The 18,427-nt window shown below is 72.9% G+C and carries 15 protein-coding genes and 1 pseudogene; 3 read left to right on the top strand and 13 right to left on the bottom strand.

What is annotated here, in order from left to right; genetic code table 11:
- Positions 1 to 111 precede the first annotated feature (111 nt).
- From cobT to ACZ4V1_RS17140, 7 genes are all read right to left on the bottom strand, one after another.
- Positions 112 to 4,005 (bottom strand): nicotinate-nucleotide--dimethylbenzimidazole phosphoribosyltransferase, encoded by a 3,894-nt coding sequence (gene cobT, locus ACZ4V1_RS17170; RefSeq protein ID WP_468336017.1) that lies wholly within the window; start codon positions 4,003 to 4,005, stop codon positions 112 to 114.
- 348 nt (positions 4,006 to 4,353) lie between these two features.
- On the bottom strand, positions 4,354 to 5,574 hold the full coding sequence (gene cbiE, locus ACZ4V1_RS17165) for a precorrin-6y C5,15-methyltransferase (decarboxylating) subunit CbiE (RefSeq protein ID WP_468336014.1): 1,221 nt from the start codon (positions 5,572 to 5,574) through the stop codon (positions 4,354 to 4,356).
- A 118-nt stretch (positions 5,575 to 5,692) separates the two neighbouring features.
- The gene (locus ACZ4V1_RS17160) at positions 5,693 to 6,331 is read right to left on the bottom strand and encodes a GNAT family N-acetyltransferase (RefSeq protein ID WP_468336011.1); all 639 of its coding nucleotides are present in this window, start codon (positions 6,329 to 6,331) and stop codon (positions 5,693 to 5,695) included.
- A gap of 146 nt (positions 6,332 to 6,477) precedes the next feature.
- Entirely contained in the window at positions 6,478 to 7,305 is an 828-nt protein-coding gene (locus ACZ4V1_RS17155) for a MetQ/NlpA family ABC transporter substrate-binding protein (protein WP_468336008.1), read from the bottom strand.
- Between the two features lie 76 nt (positions 7,306 to 7,381).
- On the bottom strand, positions 7,382 to 8,119 hold the full coding sequence (locus ACZ4V1_RS17150) for a methionine ABC transporter permease (RefSeq protein ID WP_468336005.1): 738 nt from the start codon (positions 8,117 to 8,119) through the stop codon (positions 7,382 to 7,384).
- Positions 8,116 to 9,168, bottom strand: coding sequence for a methionine ABC transporter ATP-binding protein (locus ACZ4V1_RS17145; protein ID WP_468336002.1), 1,053 nt, complete (start codon positions 9,166 to 9,168; stop codon positions 8,116 to 8,118). The genes ACZ4V1_RS17150 and ACZ4V1_RS17145 overlap by 4 nt, the downstream gene beginning before the upstream one ends.
- 431 nt (positions 9,169 to 9,599) lie before the next feature.
- Entirely contained in the window at positions 9,600 to 10,250 is a 651-nt protein-coding gene (locus tag ACZ4V1_RS17140; protein ID WP_468335999.1) for an HAD family hydrolase, read from the bottom strand.
- Positions 10,251 to 10,353: 103 nt separating this feature from the next.
- On the opposite strand from ACZ4V1_RS17140, the gene ACZ4V1_RS17135 reads away from it, so the two are divergent.
- Both ACZ4V1_RS17135 and ACZ4V1_RS17130 read left to right on the top strand, forming a co-directional pair.
- On the top strand, positions 10,354 to 10,713 hold the full coding sequence (locus tag ACZ4V1_RS17135) for a hypothetical protein (protein WP_468335996.1): 360 nt from the start codon (positions 10,354 to 10,356) through the stop codon (positions 10,711 to 10,713).
- Positions 10,714 to 10,720: 7 nt separating this feature from the next.
- On the top strand, positions 10,721 to 11,137 hold the full coding sequence (locus tag ACZ4V1_RS17130; protein WP_468336477.1) for a hypothetical protein: 417 nt from the start codon (positions 10,721 to 10,723) through the stop codon (positions 11,135 to 11,137).
- 34 nt (positions 11,138 to 11,171) lie between these two features.
- Here the strand turns inward: ACZ4V1_RS17130 and ACZ4V1_RS17125 are convergent, their stop codons facing one another.
- The 3 genes from ACZ4V1_RS17125 to ACZ4V1_RS17115 all read right to left on the bottom strand — a co-directional run bounded on the left by ACZ4V1_RS17125 (position 11,172) and on the right by ACZ4V1_RS17115 (position 13,474).
- On the bottom strand, positions 11,172 to 11,669 hold the full coding sequence (locus ACZ4V1_RS17125; RefSeq protein ID WP_468336474.1) for a GNAT family N-acetyltransferase: 498 nt from the start codon (positions 11,667 to 11,669) through the stop codon (positions 11,172 to 11,174).
- Positions 11,670 to 11,726: 57 nt separating this feature from the next.
- Positions 11,727 to 12,221, bottom strand: a complete 495-nt coding sequence (locus ACZ4V1_RS17120) for a sigma-70 family RNA polymerase sigma factor (protein ID WP_468335993.1) — start codon at positions 12,219 to 12,221, stop codon at positions 11,727 to 11,729.
- 74 nt (positions 12,222 to 12,295) lie between these two features.
- The gene (locus ACZ4V1_RS17115; protein WP_468335990.1) at positions 12,296 to 13,474 is read right to left on the bottom strand and encodes a glycerophosphodiester phosphodiesterase; all 1,179 of its coding nucleotides are present in this window, start codon (positions 13,472 to 13,474) and stop codon (positions 12,296 to 12,298) included.
- Between the two features lie 729 nt (positions 13,475 to 14,203).
- Between ACZ4V1_RS17115 and ACZ4V1_RS17110 the strand changes: the two are divergent.
- Positions 14,204 to 14,948, top strand: a pseudogene (locus tag ACZ4V1_RS17110) (lysophospholipid acyltransferase family protein).
- 298 nt (positions 14,949 to 15,246) lie between these two features.
- Here ACZ4V1_RS17110 and ACZ4V1_RS17105 read toward each other — a convergent pair.
- From ACZ4V1_RS17105 to ACZ4V1_RS17095, 3 genes are all read right to left on the bottom strand, one after another.
- Positions 15,247 to 16,779, bottom strand: a complete 1,533-nt coding sequence (locus ACZ4V1_RS17105; protein ID WP_468335987.1) for an MFS transporter — start codon at positions 16,777 to 16,779, stop codon at positions 15,247 to 15,249.
- A 3-nt stretch (positions 16,780 to 16,782) separates the two neighbouring features.
- Positions 16,783 to 17,328: a TetR/AcrR family transcriptional regulator gene (locus tag ACZ4V1_RS17100; RefSeq protein ID WP_468335984.1), complete on the bottom strand. Its 546-nt coding sequence runs from the start codon at positions 17,326 to 17,328 to the stop codon at positions 16,783 to 16,785.
- A 78-nt stretch (positions 17,329 to 17,406) separates the two neighbouring features.
- Positions 17,407 to 18,378 carry an aldo/keto reductase gene (locus ACZ4V1_RS17095; protein WP_468335981.1) on the bottom strand — a complete coding sequence of 324 codons (972 nt, stop codon included), beginning with the start codon at positions 18,376 to 18,378 and terminating at the stop codon, positions 17,407 to 17,409.
- Between the last annotated feature and the right edge of the window lie 49 nt (positions 18,379 to 18,427).

Genomic DNA, 18,427 nt, shown 5'->3' with positions numbered 1-18,427 from the left:
GAGGGAAGGGAGGTAGCGGCAAGTGTGCGTTGCGTCATCCCCCCCCCCCCCCCCCCCCCCTCCTCCCCCCCCCCCCCCCCCCCCCCCCCCCCCCCCCACCCGGCCGCCCGGCTACTTCTCGGTGACGCCCGCCGAGTCGAACGTCGCCACCTCGTGCATCGCCCGCGCGGTGCTCTGCACCATCGGCAGCGCGAGCAGCGCGCCGGTGCCCTCGCCGAGGCGGAGGTCGAGGTCGACCAACGGGCGCAGGCCCAGCTTGTTGAGCGCGGCGACATGGCCGGGTTCGGCGCTGCGGTGGCCGGCGATGCAGGCCGCGAGGACCTCGGGGGCGATGGCGCGGGCCACCAGGGCCGCCGCGCCGGCGCTGACGCCGTCCAGGATCACCGGCGTACGCAGGGACGCGCCGCCGAGCAGCAGGCCGACCATGGCCGCGTGCTCGAAGCCGCCGACCGCGGCGAGGACGCCGATGGGGTCGGCCGGGTCGGGCTGGTGGACTTCCAGCGCGCGGCGGACGACCTCCGTCTTGCGGGCGAGCGTCTCGTCGTTGATGCCGGTGCCCCGGCCGGTGACCTCGGCCGGGTCCGCGCCGGTGAAGACGGAGATGAGCGCGGCGGACGCGGTGGTGTTCGCGATGCCCATCTCGCCGGTGAGCAGCGCCTTGTTGCCGGCCGCCACCAGGTCGCGGGCGGTCTCGATGCCGACCTCGATGGCCTGCCTGGCCTCCTCGCGGGTCATCGCGGGGCCGGTGGTCATGTCGGACGTGCCCGCACGGATCTTGCGGGGCAGCAGGCCGGGCGTGGCGGGCAGGTCGGTGGCGACCCCGACGTCCACGACGCACACCTCGGCGCCGACCTGGCCGGCGAAGGCGTTGCAGACCGCTCCGCCGCCGAGGAAGTTGGCCACCATCTGGGCGGTGACCTCCTGCGGCCAGGGGGTGACGCCCTGGGCGTGCACCCCGTGGTCGCCGGCGAACACCGCGACGGCCGCCGGCTCCGGGATCGGGGGCGGGCACTGCCGGGACAGGCCGGAAAGCTGGGCGGAGATGATCTCCAGCATGCCGAGCGCGCCGGCCGGCTTGGTCATGCGCTTCTGCCGCTCCCAGGCCTCGCCGAGCGCCTTGGCGTCCAACGGGCGGATCTGTGCGACGGTCTCGGCAAGCAGGTCGTGGGGGTCCTCTCCGGGCAGGGCGCGTCGGCCGTACGTCTCCTCGTGCACGACCCACGACAGCGGGCGGCGCTTGGACCAGCCGGCCTGCATCAGTTCGGGCTCGTCCGGGAACTCGTCGACGTAGCCCACGCACAGGTACGCCACGATGTCGAGGTGCTCCGGCAGGCCGAGGGCGCGGACCATCTCGCGCTCGTCGAAGAAGCTGACCCAGCCGACGCCGAGGCCCTCGGCGCGGGCGGCGAGCCAGAGGTTCTCGACGGCGAGCGCGGAGGAGTACGGCGCCATCTGCGGCTGGGTGTGCCGGCCCAGGGTGTGCCGGCCGCCACGCGTCGGGTCGGCGGTGACGACGATGTTGACCGGGGTGTCGAGGATGGCCTCGATCTTCAGTTCCTTGAACTGCTTGGCCCGGCCCTTGGGGAGGGACTTCGCGTACGCCTCTCGCTGACGCATCGCCAGTTCGTGCATGGCGCGGCGGGTGTCGGCGGAGCGGATGACGACGAAGTCCCAGGGCTGCGAGTGGCCGACGGAGGGCGCGGTGTGGGCGGCCTCCAGGACGCGGAGCAGCACCTCGTGCGGGATGGGGTCGCCGCGGAAGCCGTTGCGGATGTCACGGCGTTCGCGCATGACCTTGAGGACGGCCTCGCGTTCGACGTCGTCGTAGGCGGGTGCCGCCGGGCCGCTCGACTGCCGTACTCGCGCCACGGCGGCCGTGCTCACGTCGTGCGGATCTTCCTGGTCGGCGGCGCGGGTGTCCAGGTCGTCGGCGCTCTGGACGACTTCGGGACCGGCCTCGCGCGGTGCGGGAACCGCGGCGGCCTGGTCCGGCGCCTGTGCGTCGGCATGCGGCTGAGGGGGGAGGAGGACGGACTCGGGCGGCGTCGGGGCGAGGTGCGGGGCGGTGGGCACCTGACCGCCGTCGACCGGCATGAACCGGCCGACGGGCCGGCCGGGGTACTCGCCGACGGCCTGGTCGGAGTGGGGCACGGGCTCCGCCTCCGCTTCTGCCTCTCCCCTTGCCTCTCCCCTTGCCGCTGCCGCTGCCTCTGCCTCTGCCTGTGCCGCTGCCTCTGCCGCTGCCTCTGCCTGTGCCGCTGCCTCTGCCTCTGCCTCTGCCTCTGCCTCTGCCTCTGCCTCGACGGTGACCGTCGGGGCGGGGTCGGACTCCACGGGCCCGGGCACGCCGTGGGACGCGTCCCCTTCCTGCGGCACGACGGCGTCCACGAGGGACTGGGGTCCCTGGGCGGGCTGCGGGTCGTCCGCCTCGGGCTGGACGTCCGGCCGGTCTTCGGCGGCGGCCTGGGCGTCCGGCTGCGGTGCGGCGTCCTGGGGTGCGGGCTGCGCGGTCGGTTGCGGGTGTACCGGTGGCGATTGTGCGGGCTGCGCGTCGGGCTCGGGCCGCTCGCCCGGCTGCGGGTGTGCCGGTGTCTGCACGGGCTGTTCGGCCGCCTCCCGTACCGGTGCCGGCTGCTCGGTGGCGGCCGGCGCGCCCGGTGCCTCAGGGGACGGCTCGGATTCGGCGTGCTCGGGGGGCGCGGCCGTGTCGGGGGTGTGGTCGACCGCGGCCTCCTCGGCGGCCTGGGCGTCCGCGTCCGCCTCGGGTGACTGGGCGTCCGGGCCCGCGGGTGCCTCGGCGAGAGGGGCTTCCTGGGGCTCGGGAGCCCCGGTCGGCTCGACCGCCTGGACGGGCTCGGGCGCGGCGGCCTGGGCGGTCTCGGCAACCTGGGAATCCACCGACACCGGCTGCTCGAAGACCTCTTGGACGGGCTGGACGGGCTGGACGGGCTGGACGGGCTGAGCGGGCTCGGGCTCCGGAGCGGCCGACTCGGGGGCCGGCGCGGCATCCTCCGCGGGGCCGGGGCCAGGGCCCTGGCCGGGCTCGGCGATCTGCGCCGCCTCGGCCTCCGGGACGGGCACGCCCCCCGTCACGGTCTCGGGCGCCACCGCGGTCTCCTGGCCCTCGCCACCGGCGGTCGGCGTCTCCGGGCCGGTCGTCGCCACGTCACCCGGCACCGCACCGGCACCGGCACCGGCGACACCGTCGGTGTGGTCTGCCTCGGTTCCGGTCCGGGCCTCGGCGGGGGCGTCGGCAGCCGGGATCCCGGCCTCGCCGGACTCGCCGGACTCACCGGGCTCACCGCCCGTCGCCGCCACGGCCTCCGTCGCCACGCGGCTCACGAGTGCCTGGGCCGCGCCCATCGGTTCGGAGACCTGATCCGGTACCGGAATAACCGTTTCCGCATGCACCGCCCCGGCGTCCACCGGAGCCTCCGAACGCGGTGAGGCCTGCGGAGCCTCCTGCGCGCCCCAGGGCGCCGCCCCCTGCGGCGGCAACGCGGCGGCCTGCGGGACGTCGAGGTACTCGGGACCGGCGGCCGACGGGCCGGCGGCCGACGGGGCGACGCCAGGCGAACCGGCGTGCCGTGCCGGCGCGTCGGCCGGGCCTCGGTCGGCGAGGGAGCGGACCGGGCTCGCGGAGGTGTCGGGGATCGGCGGGCCGAGGTGCAGGGGCCTGCGCGGCGCAACCGGCGCGGCCGCGGGTTCCGTTGTCGCTTGCGGCTCCGGCAGGCGGACGCCGCCGAGGTCGACCGAACCGCTGTCGCGGCCGGACATCTCGTGCGGGCCCGGCTGGTGCACGGTCTCGACGACCGGCTCCGGCGCGGGCGGTGCGACCTCGTTGCCCCAGGCGCCCTGGGCTCCCGGCAGCAACAACAGGTCCTCGTCCTCGGCGGTGGTCTCGGAGAGGTAGGTGTACGCGCCGGGTGCGGGGACGCCCGGCTGCTCCACCATGCCTGCGTTCTCCGGCAGCCCCTCGCCCGGGATCTGGCCGGTGTCGGTCATGCGTAACCCCTCGCCCATCGGTTAGTGCTTCTACGACCAGCTACACCCGGGACGGCGCACCGACCGCCCCGTAGTGAAGAACGAGCGTGCGTGCCCAGCGGCACGAACGACCCGCCGGAAAAAGACGACAAAGCCATTGAGTGGCATTGTCGCGGTCGTTCCCCCGTCACGACAGCTTGATCCGCGACGGCCCGCTGTGGACTGCGCCACGTTGCGCGTCCTCCGGTTCTGCCGTACCACACCCAGCCCGGATCGGGCGGTTTTTACGGACATTGACCGACGAAGCGCCGGGTGTCCGAGTGCGGTACAACAATCCGCCAGCCTACCCCGCGCGGTATGACTACCCGATCACGGGGCGCGGTCCGGAAGGACCCCGCTGAGCAGGAACGCAACGCTCCGCTCCGTCTCCGTCCAGGCCCGGGTGTCGAGTCCGACGGACTGCAGCAGGGCGCACTCGACCCGGTATCCGTGCTCCGTCAGGTCCCTGCCCACGAGTTCGGCGGCGTCGCGGGTCGCGGCGTGCGCGACGATGCGCTGCGGCCGCCGGTCGGCGACCGCGGAGACCACGGCCGCTCCCCCGCCGCCGACCCGGACCACGTCCGGTTCGGGAAGGTTCTCCAGCACGTACGGGGCGTTGCCGTGCACGATCTGGAGCTGGGCACCGAAGTGGCGTGCGGTGGCCTCGGTGCGGGCGCAGGCGTCCGGGTCGCGGTCGACCGCGATGACCGCGGCGCCCGCGCGCGCGGCTTCGGTGGCGAAGGCGCCGCTGCCGCTGCCGATGTCCCACACCAGGTCGCCGAGGCGCGGGCCGAGCCGGGCGAGTTGGGCCGTGCGGAGCAGGTCGGTCTCGCCCTCGCCCAGTTCACGGCCGTACGCCTCGGCGGGCAGCGCCCAGCCGCGCGGCCCGGCGGCGGGGGCGCGGCCGGCGATCCAGCCCGTGCCGTCGGTGGTGATGCCGGGGCCGACGGTCCCACCGGCGACGATGACGACGTTCGGGTCGCGCCAGGTGTGGTCGGCGGCCTTGTCGGAGGTGACGACGGTGACCCGTTCACGGGTGGTGCCGAGTTCCTCGCAGATGACGAAGGTGCGGTGGATGCCCTCCATCAGCAGGCCGAGTTCGGCGGGTCCGGCGCCCGGGGAGGTGAGGACCGCGACCTTGGTGTGGGCTCGGCATACGTTTACCGCCCGTCGCAGGGTGCGGGGGTGGGCGACGACCACATGAGCGTCGTCCCAGGGCATGCCGGCACGGGCGAAGGCCGCGGCCACGGACGAGACCGCCGGAACGACTTCGACCTCCAGGCCGAACTCGGGGGCGCGCAGCGTGCGTACGACGCCGAAGAAGCCCGGGTCGCCGTCGGCGAGGACGACCGTCGTGCCGCGGTGGGCGGCGATGCGGCGGGCGGCCAGGGCGACGCTGCCGAGGCGGATGCGTTCGGCGGCGGGCGGTACCTCGGGAAGTGCCAGGTGGTGGGCGGCGCCGGCCACCAGCGTGGCGGCACCCAGTGCGGAGCGTGCCGCGGCGGTCAGCGGCGAGCCGTCCCAGCCGATCACCGTGACCCGGTCGGCCATCGTCGTCAGTCTCCAGGGTTTTCGCAGGTCGTGGTCGCGGAACCGTTCGCGGCGCGCCTCGTGAGGGTACCTGGTGCCGCTTCGATGCGAAGCGGTGGCGCGGTCGGGGCTCCGTGGATCAGTTCCAGTCGGTGAAGGTGGTGAAACCGTCGCTGTCGGTCAGCTGCCCGGTCGCACCCTCGAGGTCCTCCGGCAGCAGGCTCCACACGATGAAGTCGGTGCGTACGTCCGTCCAGACACCGTCGTCGGTGCGGACGCGGGCTATGCAGGCGTTGCGCAGGACGCCCTCGCTGATGCAGCCGATCTTCTGGGCGACCTGCTGGGAGGCGGTGTTGTCGGCGGCGGTGCGCAGCTCGACGCGTTCGAACTTCTGGTCGCCGAAGAGCCATTGGGCGGTGGCGAGCGCCGCCTCGGAGGCGTAGCCCTCGCCCCGGGCCCAGGGGGCCACGATGTAGGACAGTTCGGTAGAGCGTACATGCCAGTTGGTCTTGGTCAGCTGGATGATGCCGACCAGCCGCTGGGTGAGGAACTCGGTGACCGCGAGGTCGAGTCCGCGGCCGGACGTGCGCTCGGCGGGGGCGTACTCGTCGGTCCAGGCGCGGGCGTCCCGCTCGCTGAAGGGCTGGGTGACGTGGGTCCATGCGGCGACCTGCTCGTCGTTCATCATGGCGGCGAGGGCGGGGACGTCGTCCTGGTCGAGGGGGCGCAGCACCAACCGCTCCGTGCTGATGGAGATGTTGGGGAAGGTGCTCGTCATGCGCCGCTCCGTAACCTGTGTAACCGTCAGTGCCTGCTCGAACTGCCCAGCATGCAGCATGAAGGCACTCAACCACACCACGGGGCCCGCCCCGGTGCGGAGCGGGCCCCGTGCGGCGCGGACCCCGTGCGGGGCCGGCGGTGTGGTCAGAAGGAGGGCAGGACGGCGCCGGCGTACTTGTCCTCGATGAACTTCTTCACCTCGGGCGAGGTGAGGAGCTCGGCGAGCTTCTTCACGCGCGGGTCGTCCTCCTGGCCCTCCTTGACGGCGAGGAGGTTGCTGTTCGGGTTGCCCTTGGCGGACTCCAGGACGAGGGCGTCCTCGGCCGGCTCGAGGTCGGCCTCGATGGCGTAGTTGCCGTTGACGACCGCGGCGTCGACGTCGTTCAGGGAGCGCGGCGTGGTGGCCGCCTCCAGCTCCTTGAACTTGAGGTTCTTCGGGTTCTTGGTGATGTCCGCGGGGGTCGCCGTGGTGCCGACACCCTCCTTGAGGGTGATGAGCCCGTTCGCCGCGAGCAGCTGGAGGGCTCGGCCCTCGTTGACGGTGTCGTTCGGGACCGCGACGGTCGCGCCGTTCGTCAGGTCCTCGGCCTTGTCGACCTTGTTCGAGTAGAGGCCGAGGGGCTCCAGGTGCACGTCGACGACGGACACGATGTGGGTGCCGCGCTTCTTGTTGAAGTCGTCGAGGTACGGCTTGGTCTGGAAGAAGTTGGCGCCCACCGAGCCGTCCTCCGTCGACGTGTTCGGCGTGACGTAGTCGGTGACCTCCTTCACCTCCAGCTCGAGGCCCGCCTTCTTCGCGAGGTTGTCCTTGACGAAGCCGAGGATCTCGGCGTGCGGGACCGGGCTGGCGGCGACGACGAGCGGGCCGGAGGTGTCGGAGGCGGTGTCCTGGTCCGAGCCGCAGGCGGAGAGCCCGAGGGTGAGGGCTCCGGTGGCGAGGACGGCGGTGGTGATCTTGGCGGTGTTACGCACGAAAAGTGCCTTTCCTGAGGTGGTGCGACCCCGTCTCGGGTGGCTACGGGGGGTTCGGGGGGGCGTGGGCGGCGGCTTAGGCGACCTTGCTCACGTCGGCCGCGGCGGGCTCCTCGGCCTTCGGCAACCGCAGCCTGGGCGCGGCGCCCGAGCGCCCGCCGCGACGGTGCAGGGCTCGGGCCGTGGCGTCGCCGGCGAACTGGATGAGCGAGATGGCGACGGCGAGGATCGCGACGGTCACCCACATCAGGCCGGACTCGAAGCGGTTGTATCCGTAACGGACGGCGAGGTCGCCGAGCCCGCCGCCGCCTACGGTGCCGGCCATGGCGGAGTAGCCGATGAGGGCGATGACCGTGGTCGTGGTGCTCGCGATCAGGGACGGGAGCGCCTCGGGGACCAGGACCTTGCGGACGATGGTCCAGGTGTTGCCGCCCATGGCCTGGACGGCCTCGACGAGTCCGCCGTCGACCTCGCGGACGGCCGTCTCGACCAGGCGCGCGAAGAAGGGGATGCCGCCGATGGCGAGCGGCACGATCGCGGCCTCGCTGCCGATGGTCGTACCGGTGATCCAGCGGGTGAAGCTCATCAGCGCGACCATGAGGATGATGAACGGCAGCGAGCGGCCGATGTTCACGACCTGGCCGATGACCTTGTTCACCACGGTGTTCTGCAGCAGGCCGCCCTTGTCGGTCAGCACGAGCAGGATGCCGAGCGGGAGTCCGCCGACCACGGCGATCAGGGTGGACCAGCCGACCATGACCAGGGTCTCCCGACAGGCCTGTTCCAGCAGGGGCTGCATCTCGGACCAGGTCACTTGGCACCTTCCTTCACCAGCAGCGGCTGGTCCTCGTTCGCCGTGTCGCCGTTCACCACGTCGATCTGCAGGCCCTGTTCGCGCAGGAAACCGACGGGTACCACGTTGTCCTCGTAGCGGCCCGGCAGTTCGATGCGCATCCGGCCGACCTGGAGGCCGCCGACGGTGTCGATGGCGGCACCGAGGATCGATATGTCGATGTTGTAGGTGCGGGAGAGCTGGGAGATGACGGGCTGGGTGGCGGCCTCGCCGTGGAAGGTGACGTCGAGGACGGTGCGGTCGTCGCCGGTCGCGTCGCCGCCGACCGGGAAGAGGGCGGCGGCCAGCTCGGAGCCCGGGGTGGCGAGCAGCTCGCCGACCGTGCCGGACTCGACGATGCGGCCCTTGTCCATGAGGGCGGCCGAGTCGCACACGCTCTTGACGACGTCCATCTCGTGGGTGATGAGCAGGACGGTCAGGCCGAGCTGCCGGTTCAGGTCGCGCAGCAGCTGGAGGATGGAGCGGGTGGTCTCCGGGTCGAGGGCGCTGGTCGCCTCGTCGGAGAGCAGGACCCGGGGGTCGCCGGCCAGGGCGCGGGCGATGCCGACGCGCTGCTTCTGGCCGCCGGAGAGCTGGGCCGGGTAGGCCCCCGCCTTGTCGGCGAGACCGACGAGGTCGAGGAGTTCCAGCGCCTTGCGGGAACGTTCCTTCCCGGACTTGCCGAGGATCTCCAGCGGCAGTTCGACGTTGTCCCGCACGGTCCGGGAGGAGAGCAGGTTGAAGTGCTGGAACACCATGCCGATACGGCTGCGCGCCTGCCGCAGCTCCTTGCCGGCGCGGGGGCCGCGACCGGCGAGCGCGGTGAGGTCCTGGCCGGCGACGGTGACCGTGCCGGCGGTGGGGCGCTCCAGGAGGTTGACGCAGCGGATGAGCGAGGACTTGCCGGCGCCGGACTGGCCGATGACGCCGTACACCTCGCCCTCGCGGACGTGCAGATCGACGCCGTCCAGGGCGGTGACCTCGCGGCCGCCCGAGCGGTAGACCTTGGTGAGGCCCGATGTGGTGATCACGTGGGTTTCCGTCACTGTCGAGTGCGCGGCGCGGTGGTGTGCGCCGGGCACGGGGCGTTGTTCTTCGGGGTCTTGGGGTCCTTCGGAACGCGGCACGGTTCTCGCGGTGGCGATGCGCGGTGGCGGTGGAACCGGGGAGAAACGTGTGCGCGGGGCGTGGCTCGGCCGCGGGCGCGGGGCGCGGTGGCGGGTACGAGCGGCGCTCGCTTCGGGGCGCGAGACTCAGGTGGTGCAGGGGCCCTCTAGAAGGCGCACATTCGGCACATACAACGAGCACCGGGCGCCATCGTCGCCTCGGTCGCAGGGGTGCGGTCGCTCGTCGTGCTCATGCGATCAGTAAAACAGACGTGTGCTCCTGACCGGACACCGCCGTCCGCATGCTGGACAGCGGTGGACGGTGGCCGGCCCGTGACCGGTCCCAGGGGCGCGGGTCAGCCCCGGACGGAGATCTCCACTCCGGCGCCGGTGACCAGTGCCGACAAGGCCGACAGGTCGGTGACCACCAGGTCGGCGTCGAGTTCACCGGCCCGGTGGGTTGTGGCCAACGCCACGGTGGTCATGCCGGCGGTGCGGCCGGACTGGAGTCCGGCGGGGGCGTCCTCGAAGACGACGCAGGCGGCCGGGTCGACGCCCAGGGCGCCGGCAGCGAGCAGGTAGGGCTCGGGGTCGGGCTTGCCGCGGGTGACGTCGTCGGCGGCGACGAGCGTCTTGGGCAGGATACCGACGGCGCCCAGCCGGGCCTCGGCGAGCCTGCGGGTGGCCGAGGTGACGACGGCCCAGCGGTCGGCCGGCAGCGCGTCGAGGAAGTCCCGGGTGCCGGGCAGCAGGTGCACGCCCCCGCCCGGTACGTCCTCGACCTCCAGCTCCTCGATCCGCGCGACGGCCTCCGGCACCCTGCCCGCGGGCAGCAGGTCGGCGGCTATCTCCGCGGCCGGCCGCCCGTGCAGTTCGACCCGCGCGAACTCCGCCGCCGTGATCCCGTACTCACCGGCCCACCGCGTCCAGCAGCGGCGCACGGACTCGAGGGAGGAGACAAGGGTTCCGTCGTTGTCGAACAGGAGGGCTTGTGCGTGGATCTTCATGTCCCCGACCCTACGGCGCACCCGGTCGTCGCCGGACGCGGCCGGACGCGGCCGGACAGGGCCGGGGGCGGCGGCCCGCTCGGGCCGTAATAGGGTCGCTGCCATGCTTGACGTCCTGACGCTGGTGACCGGCGTCGCCGCGCTGCTGCTCGCCGCCTGGTGCGGCTGGGCGGCCTACCGTGACCAGCCCACGAAGGACTGGCACTTCATCGGCATGGCCGTGGTCTCGGTGCTGGCGCTGATCCAGCTCCTGGTCGGGATCGTGCGGCTGGCGCGGGGCGAGGAGCCGGACCAGGGCACGACGATCTTCGTGGCCTATCTGCTGGGCGCCTTCGCCTGTGTCCCGGCGGCGGGGTTCATGTCGCTGGCCGAGCGCACCCGGTGGGGGTCGGTGACCGTCGCCGCCGGCGGTGTCGTCCTCGCCGTGCTCGAGGTGCGGCTGTATGACATCTGGGGAGGCTGAGGCCGAGATGGCGGCCACGGAGGAGAAGACGGACCGCAAGCGGCTGATCGGCGGCCCCGGCATCCTGCTGGTGTGGCTGTACGGGGTGATGGTCGTCGGCGCCGTGTCGCGGTCCGCGTACCAGATCGCGACCGAGTTCGACCGGGCGCCGCTCCCCTATACGTTGTCGGCCGTCGCGGGCCTCGTCTACGGCTTCATCACCTACACCCTGGTGCGCGGCGGCGAGACGGCCCGCAAGGCGGCGCTGGTGTGCTGCGCCGCCGAGCTCGTGGGCGTCCTGACGGTCGGCACCTGGACGCTGGTGGAGCCGTCCGCCTTCCCCGACGCGACCGTGTGGTCCGACTACGGGATGGGTTACCTCTTCATCCCGGTGCTGTTGCCGCTGTCGGCCGTGTACTGGCTGCGCCGGGCCCGTACCGCGTAGCGGCGACCGGGCCCGGGTCCCGCCCGAGCGAGCCTCAGGCCGTGGTCGCGTACGCCCCGGCCGGCTTCTCGAGGACGATCATGGGTACGCCGTCCGCGCCCTGCGCGGTGCCCACCGTCTCGTAACCGACCCGCCGGTACAGCCGCAGGCCGCTCTCGCTGCGGTGCCCGGTGTGCAGGCGGAAGCGCTTGGCGCCCCGCTCCTCGGCGAGCGCCGACTCGGCGGCCCGCAGCAGGCGGGCGCCGATACCGTGCCCCTGGAGCCGCGGATGGACGCAGAGCTTGCCGATGGAGGCCGCCCCGTCCTCGGTCACCCGGCCGCGCACCGAGCCGACGACCTCGTCGCCGAGCCGCGCCACGAAGACGCAGTCGGCGGCGACCTCCTCGCGCACGGAGTCGAGGGTCTGGACGAGCGGGTCGATGCGGTAGTTGCCGTACAGCGCCGCTTCGCTCTGGAAGCAGAGGTACTGCAGTCGGAAGATCTGCTCGGCATCCTGCTCGGTCGCCGCCGAGATGGTCACGCTCATGCCCATGTGCGCATGCCTCCCGCTCACCTGATCACCTGTGGTCCCCCACTCCTATCCCCGTCCTCAGCGGGCCGCAACCTCCGGCGTCAGCAATCGGCGCAGACATCCCAGACATCGGGAACGTTCCGGGCCAAGACTGCCTTGTGAGATACCCAACTCCCCCGCGATTTCCCGGTATGTGAGGTCCTTCGGTGACAACAGGGCCTCCAGCAGCCGGGGGCAGCGGCCGGGCAGCCGGCGCACGGCGTCGCGCAGGGCGCGGTGGCGGGCCGCGGTGAGGGCGCGCTGCTCGGGCTCGTGTTCGGCGGCGTCGGCGGGCTCGGTCTCGTAGGGCCGCTCGTCGCGGGCCGTACGGCGGGTGCGGCGGGCCTCCATGCGGACGGCGCTGCGCAGCCAGCGGTGCGGGTCGTGCGGCGGACCGTCGGCCTCCAGGCGTTCCAGGAGGCGCAGCCAGACCGCCTGTTCGAGGTCGCCGGGTTCCGCGCCTGAAGCATATGCCTCGGCCGACGCCTCGGCGGTGAGCAGCGGGCGCAGGGAGGTGACCAGGTCGTGCGTCATATGCGTGCTGACGCGGCCGCCCGGGCGGGCGGTTGCCCGGGCGGCCGAAGGTCACTCCAACCGGGGGCGGGCGCTCAGTCGTTGACGAAGTCCTCGCGGGCCAGCACACCCGTGTCCGGGTGGTCGGTGAAGACGCCGTCGATGCCGGTGGCGAAGTAGGTCCGGAACGCGGCGAAGACGTCGCCGTAGGCGTCCGGGCCGCCGCCCTTGCGGAAGTCCGCGGGGAGGAAGGGATTCTCGTTGCGCATGGTGTACGGGTGCAGGATCAGGCCCGCGCGGTGCGCGTCGCGGACGAGCGTGGTCGGCTCGGTCAGCCGGCCGGTGGAGTCCTTGGGGATGATCAGGTCCAGGGTGGGGCCGATGCCCTGCGCGTAGGAGGCGATCTCCTTGAGGCCCCCCGGCGTGATGAGGTCGGCCGTGGTGCGCGGGTCGCCGGTCTCGACGAAGTCCCAGGGCCGGCTGTTCGCACCGGACAGCAGGACGGCGAGGGGATTTCCGACGAGCCTGTTCATCCGCTGGATGCTGGTGGGCTCGAAGGACTGGATGATGACGGGCGAGTTCTTCCGGTCCTTGCCGTACTTGCGCAGCAGCCGCGCGAGGCGCTCCTCCGTACCCAGGCCCAGCTTGCGGAAGTAGGTGGGGTGCTTGAGTTCGGGGTAGATCCAGACCTGCTTGCCACGCCTGCGCGTCTGCTCGTTCTGCCAGCGGAGCACCTCCTCGAAGGTGGGGATCTCCCAGCGGCCGTCGTACAGGGTGTTGTGCGGGCGGTTGGCCGGGATGCGCTCGGTGGCGCGGAGCGTCTTGAGTTCGGCGAGGGTGAAGTCCTCGGTGAACCAGCCGGTGACGGAGGTGCCGTCGAGCGACTTCGTGCGCTTGCGGTCGGCGAACTCGGGGTGGTCGGCGACGTCCGTGGTACCGCCGATCTCCGGCTCGTGCCGGCAGACGAGGTGACCGTCCTTGGTGGGGACCAGGTCGCCCGCCTCCACGATGTCGGCGCCCATGTCGAGGGCCAGGTCGTAGGCTCCGAAGGTGTGCTCGGGGCGGTAGCCGCTGGCGCCGCGGTGGCCGATGACCGTCGGCACGGGCAGGCCCTTCACGCCGCCGCCGTGTCCGCCGCCGTGCCGGGTGCCAGCGGCTCTCGCCGTGCCGGACAGGCCGAGTACCGCTCCGCCCGCGCCGAGCACCGCCGCTCCGAGGAGCGCCCGCCGCCCGGTGCCGCCGCCCACCTGCTCGTCCGACTCCTGCGTTCCCATCAGGGCCTCCTGTCGTTGACCGTCGGTGCGGGCCGATCGTAGGGGCGCGTACATGACGAGCGGGAGACCGCGGCCGGAACACGCGGGTGCCTGGGGATGTCGCATGGGCGCGGAGCGGCCGGTGGGGCCGGTGGGGCGGGCGAGACGGTGGAGCCGCGAGACGGTGGAGCCGCGAGACAGTGGGGCCGCGAGACGGTGGGGCGAAACGGGACTGTGGGGCGAACGGGACGGCTGCGGGGCCGATGTGGCCGGGGCCTGACGGGGCGTCGGTTTCGCGGCCGGCCGACGGTGCTTCGGCTTCGGAGCGGACGCGCGGAGCGTCGGCGTCAAAGCCGCCGGGCGGGGTACACGGTCAGTGGCCGCGTTCGTCGTGGCGGTGCCCGACCGGCCCGTGGCCGCCGAGCAGGGGTCTGCGGCACGGCTTCGGCGGCGCGCCTCGCGCGGTCCGCGCGTCGCGTGTGCTTCGATCCGGGCCGTGTCCGGGCTCCCGGACCAACGGCGCCGTCCCCTGCGGACCAGGGACGGCGACAGTACAGCGACGGCTACGGCCATGACGACAGCCATGACGACACGGAGCACGGCGAGTGCGGCGAGGAGCGGCCCGTGATTCCTCCCCCCGGGAACGCGACCTGCCTCACATCCGCGTGCGGGCGTTACCGCGTCGCAACGCCCCTGCACCGCAGGTGAACGCACGTCAACACTGGGTAAGGCCCGGGTGACCCGACGTGCGTGACACCCTCGGCCGCGAGTAATGTCCTCACCTGCACAGACTCATACCGCATCCCCGACACCGGAGGACCCGTTGTCCCGCTTCGCGCTCATCAAGGCAGTGCTCGGCCCGATCATGCGCCTGATGTTCCGCCCACAGGTGGAGGGCGTGGAGAACATCCCGGGCGACGGTCCGGTGATCCTGGCCGGCAACCACCTGACCTTCATCGACTCGGTGATCATGCCCTTGAAGTGCGACCGGCAGGTCTTCTTCATCGGCAAGGACGAGTACGTCACCGGCAAGGGCCTCAAGGGACGGCTGATGGCCTGGTTCTTCACCGGCGTCGGCATGATCCCGGTCGACCGGGACGGCGGCCGGGGCGGGGTCGCGGCGCTGATGACCGGCCGCCGCGTGCTGGACGAGGGCAAGGTCTTCGCCATCTACCCGGAGGGCACCCGCTCCCCCGACGGCCGCCTCTACCGCGGCCGCACCGGCATCGCCCGGCTCACCCTGATGACCGGCGCCCCCGTCGTCCCGTTCGCCGTGATCGGCACCGACAAGCTCCAGCCGGGAGGCGCGGGCCTGCCCCGGCCGGGCAAGGTCACGGTCCGCTTCGGCGAGGCGATGGAGTTCTCCCGCTACGAGGGCATGGACCGCGACCGCTACGTCCTGCGGGCCGTGACCGACTCCGTGATGACCGAGGTCATGCGACTGTCCGGGCAGGAGTACGTGGACATGTACGCGAGCAAGGCCAAGGCGGCGTAACGCCGCGGGACTTCCGGACGGCGGGCCGCTCCCCGGGGCGGCCCGCCGTCCGCGCGTCCGGCCCCTGCCGCCAAGGGCCGGCGCATACGAGGGTCCGCGGCCGGCGGGCTCCGGCGGGCGACGAGGTGCGCCGCCGAACGATCGCGGCAGGCGTCGTGGCCTCGTCCCTCCCGGCGGGTGTCACCGTGGGCCGGGGCCGCCCGGCGGGGCGGGCCGCGGGTGCGGGGACCGCCCGACGTCCGCGGCCGGTCACCGTCTCACGGCCCTTCGGTCCGTGCCGCCCGCCGTGCGCGTACGGCTACGGGTGCTCCACCCCGTCCTCCAGGCGCTGGCCCCTCAGCAGGAACCAGGAAGCCGCGGCGGCGGCCAGGAGGACGGCCGCGCCGACGCCCGCCGCGAGGGTCAGCCCGTCGACGAAGGCCTGGCGGGCGGCGTCCAGCAGGGCCCCGGCCGTGTGCGCGGGGAGGTCCGAGGCTGCCTCCACCGCACCGCCCAGCGACTCGTGTGCCGCGGCCGGGGTGCCGGCCGGGCCGGTGAAGTCGCGGTAGACGCCGGTCACGATGGAGCCGAGCACCGCGATGCCGAGGGCGGCGCCGAGTTCGTACGCCGTCTCGGAGACCGCGGAGGCGGCTCCCGCCTGTTCGCCCGGGACGCTGGACAGGATCACGTCGGCGGTGACGGTGAACGAGAACCCGGCGCCCACACCGACGACGAGCAGCACCGCGCCGAGCAGCGGGTAGCCGGTGTTCTGGCCGACGACGGTCAGCGCGGCCAGCGCGAGACCGACGGCGGCGAGTCCGCCGGAGACCACGGCACGCACCGAGAAGCGCCGGGCCACGCGGCCGGCGATCAGCCCGGCCACCACCGCGCCGACGGCGGCGGGCAGTTCGGCCAGACCTGCCTCGAACGGCCGCCTGCCCTGTACCAGTTGCAGGTACTGGGAGAGGAAGAACACCAGCCCCGACAGGCCCAGGATGGTCAGCAGGTCGGCCAGCACCGCTCCGCTGAAGCCGCGACTGCGGAACAGCCGCATGTCGAGCAGTGGGGTCGGCATGGCCAGCTGACGGCGGACGAACCCGTACAGGGCGACGGCGCCCAGCAGGCCCGCGGCGAGCGTGGCCCAGGCGAACCCGTGCGCGGCGGCCTCCTTGACGGCGTACACGACACCGACCATGCCGACCAGGGAGAGGGTGACGCTGAGCAGGTCCCAGGGGCCCGGGTTCGGGTTGCGGGACTCGGGCAGGAGCTTGACGCCGACGACGACCAGGACCGCCATCACGGGCAGGTTGATGAGGAAGACCGAGCCCCACCAGAAGTGCTCCAGCAGGAACCCGCCGACCACCGGACCGACCGCCGCACCGGCCGAGGCCGCGGCGCCCCAGATGCCCACGGCGAGGCTGCGTTCGCGCGGGTCGTGGAAGAGGTTGCGGATCAGGGCGAGGGTGGCGGGCATCAGGGTGGCGCCCGCGACGCCGAGCAGGGCACGGGCGACGATCATCAGCTCGGGCGTGGACGCGTAGGCGTTCAGGACCGATATCGCGCCGAACGCCGTGGCGCCGACGAGCAGGATCCGCTTGCGGCCGATGCGGTCACCGAGGCTGCCCATGGAGACGAGCAGACCGGCGATGACGAAGGAGTAGACGTCGCCTATCCAGAGCAGCTGGGTGCCGGAGGGCGCGAGGTCCTCGCTGATGTAGGGGGTCGCGAGACCGAGAACGGTCGCGTCGACGGCCACCAGCAGCACGGCCAGCACGAGGACGGACAGCGCGAGCCAGCGGCCGGGGCGCTTCACCGCCTCGGTCGACTGCGCCGACTGCAGGGTGCGGGTCATGGTTCACTCTCTCCGAAGTGCGCCGCCGAGCAGCAGCTCGACGATCATGTGATTGAAGTCGTTGCGGGCCACGCGGCCCTCTGCCACGGCCCAGGCACCGGCGCCCAGCAGGCCGTAGAGGGCCTCGGTGAGCCACGCCGGGGTGAGGTCGACGCGGAACTCGCCGCCCTCCTGCCCCCGGCGGAACAAGCCGGTGAGGCGGGCGTCGATGCGGGCCCAGCCCTCGTTCTGCTGCTCGCCCTCGAACAGCTGGTTCTCGGTGTAGAGGAAGGCGAGCAGCGCGGCGGAGGGCTCGATCGCGCGCACGAGCCGGCGCACCGCGTCGGCCGCCGGCCCGTCTTCCGGACGGGCCGCCTCCAGGGCGGCCTCGCACTCGGCGATGCCGAGCTCTTCCAGCGCCCGGACGAGGGCGTCGCGTCCGGCGAAGTGCCGGTGCAGCGTGGCCCGGCTCATCCCCGCCGCCCGGGCGACCTCGTCCATCGTCGCGGTGGATTTACGGGTCAGCAGGGCTGCGGCGCTGCGCAGCACCTGTTCACGATCGACGGCCATGAGACAACGATAGCCCACATGAGACATCTTTGTCTCATGCAGGGCATGCGTGACTCACCTCACGTCCACGTGTGACGATCAGTGCCAGGGCAGCCGCGCGCGCCGCTCCCAGTAGGCGTGCGGGTCCTCGACGAGGGCTGCGAGGCGCGCCACCTGGTCGTCGTCGAAATCGACGACGGCGGCGTGCAGGTTCGAACCGAGCTGGTTCACGGTCGCGGCGCCGGAGAGGACGACACCGGCCCAGGGCTGCCGCAGGACCAGCGCGAGGGCGACCGCGTCGCAGCCCAGCGCGGTCTCCTCCGCCACGGCCTTCAGGGCCTGGGGCGCGTGCGGCTCCGCGAGGCGGCCGTTGGCCATGCCCTCCTTGACGATCACGGTGAGCCCGGCCTCGTGCGCCTCGGCCAGCGCGGGCCCGGCGGAGGTCTCCAGCGCGTTGTACGTCGACTGGACGGCACGGAAGAGGGGTTCACCGTCGACGGTCACGGCGAGCGCGGCGCGGATGGCGTCGGCCTGGGCGGGGCCGCTGGTGGAGAAGCCGACGGTGACCCCCCGCGCGGCGGCCTCGGCCAGCCTCGCGTGCAGGTCCTTGTCGGTGAGCGCCGGGCTGTCGGGGGTGAGGGAGTGGATCTGGTAGAGGTCGAGACGGTCGCCGAGCAGGGCGTCGGTCTCGGCGCGCTGGCGTTCGTACGTCGCGACGCCGTGGTCCTTGACCTCGTGCCGCTCGGCGTCGGCCGACCAGTCGGCCGTGTAGGTGTAGCCCCACTTGCTGCCGACGACGACGTCGTCGACGTCGGGGCGCTCCCGGAGCCAGCCGGCGAGGAACTCCTCCGAGCGCCCGTAGGAACGGGCCGCGTCGAAGTACCTGACCCCCTGCGCGTAAGCGGCGTCGAGGAGATCGCGGGTGCGCTCGCGCATCGCCTCGACGCTGCGGTCGGCCGGCAGGTCCCGGTCACGGCCGAGGTTGATGTAGCCGGGGCGGCCGACGGCGGCCAGACCCAGGCCGATGTGGCAGGTGGGGGTCGTGGCCGCGGCCAGGCGGGCGAAGGGCATCGCGGGCTCCGTTCGGTCGGCTGCTGAAGCTGCTGAAGCTGCTGAGCTG

Source organism: Streptomyces sp. NPDC028991 (genome assembly GCF_055564775.1).
This window is presented reverse-complemented; position numbering and strand designations above follow the sequence as displayed.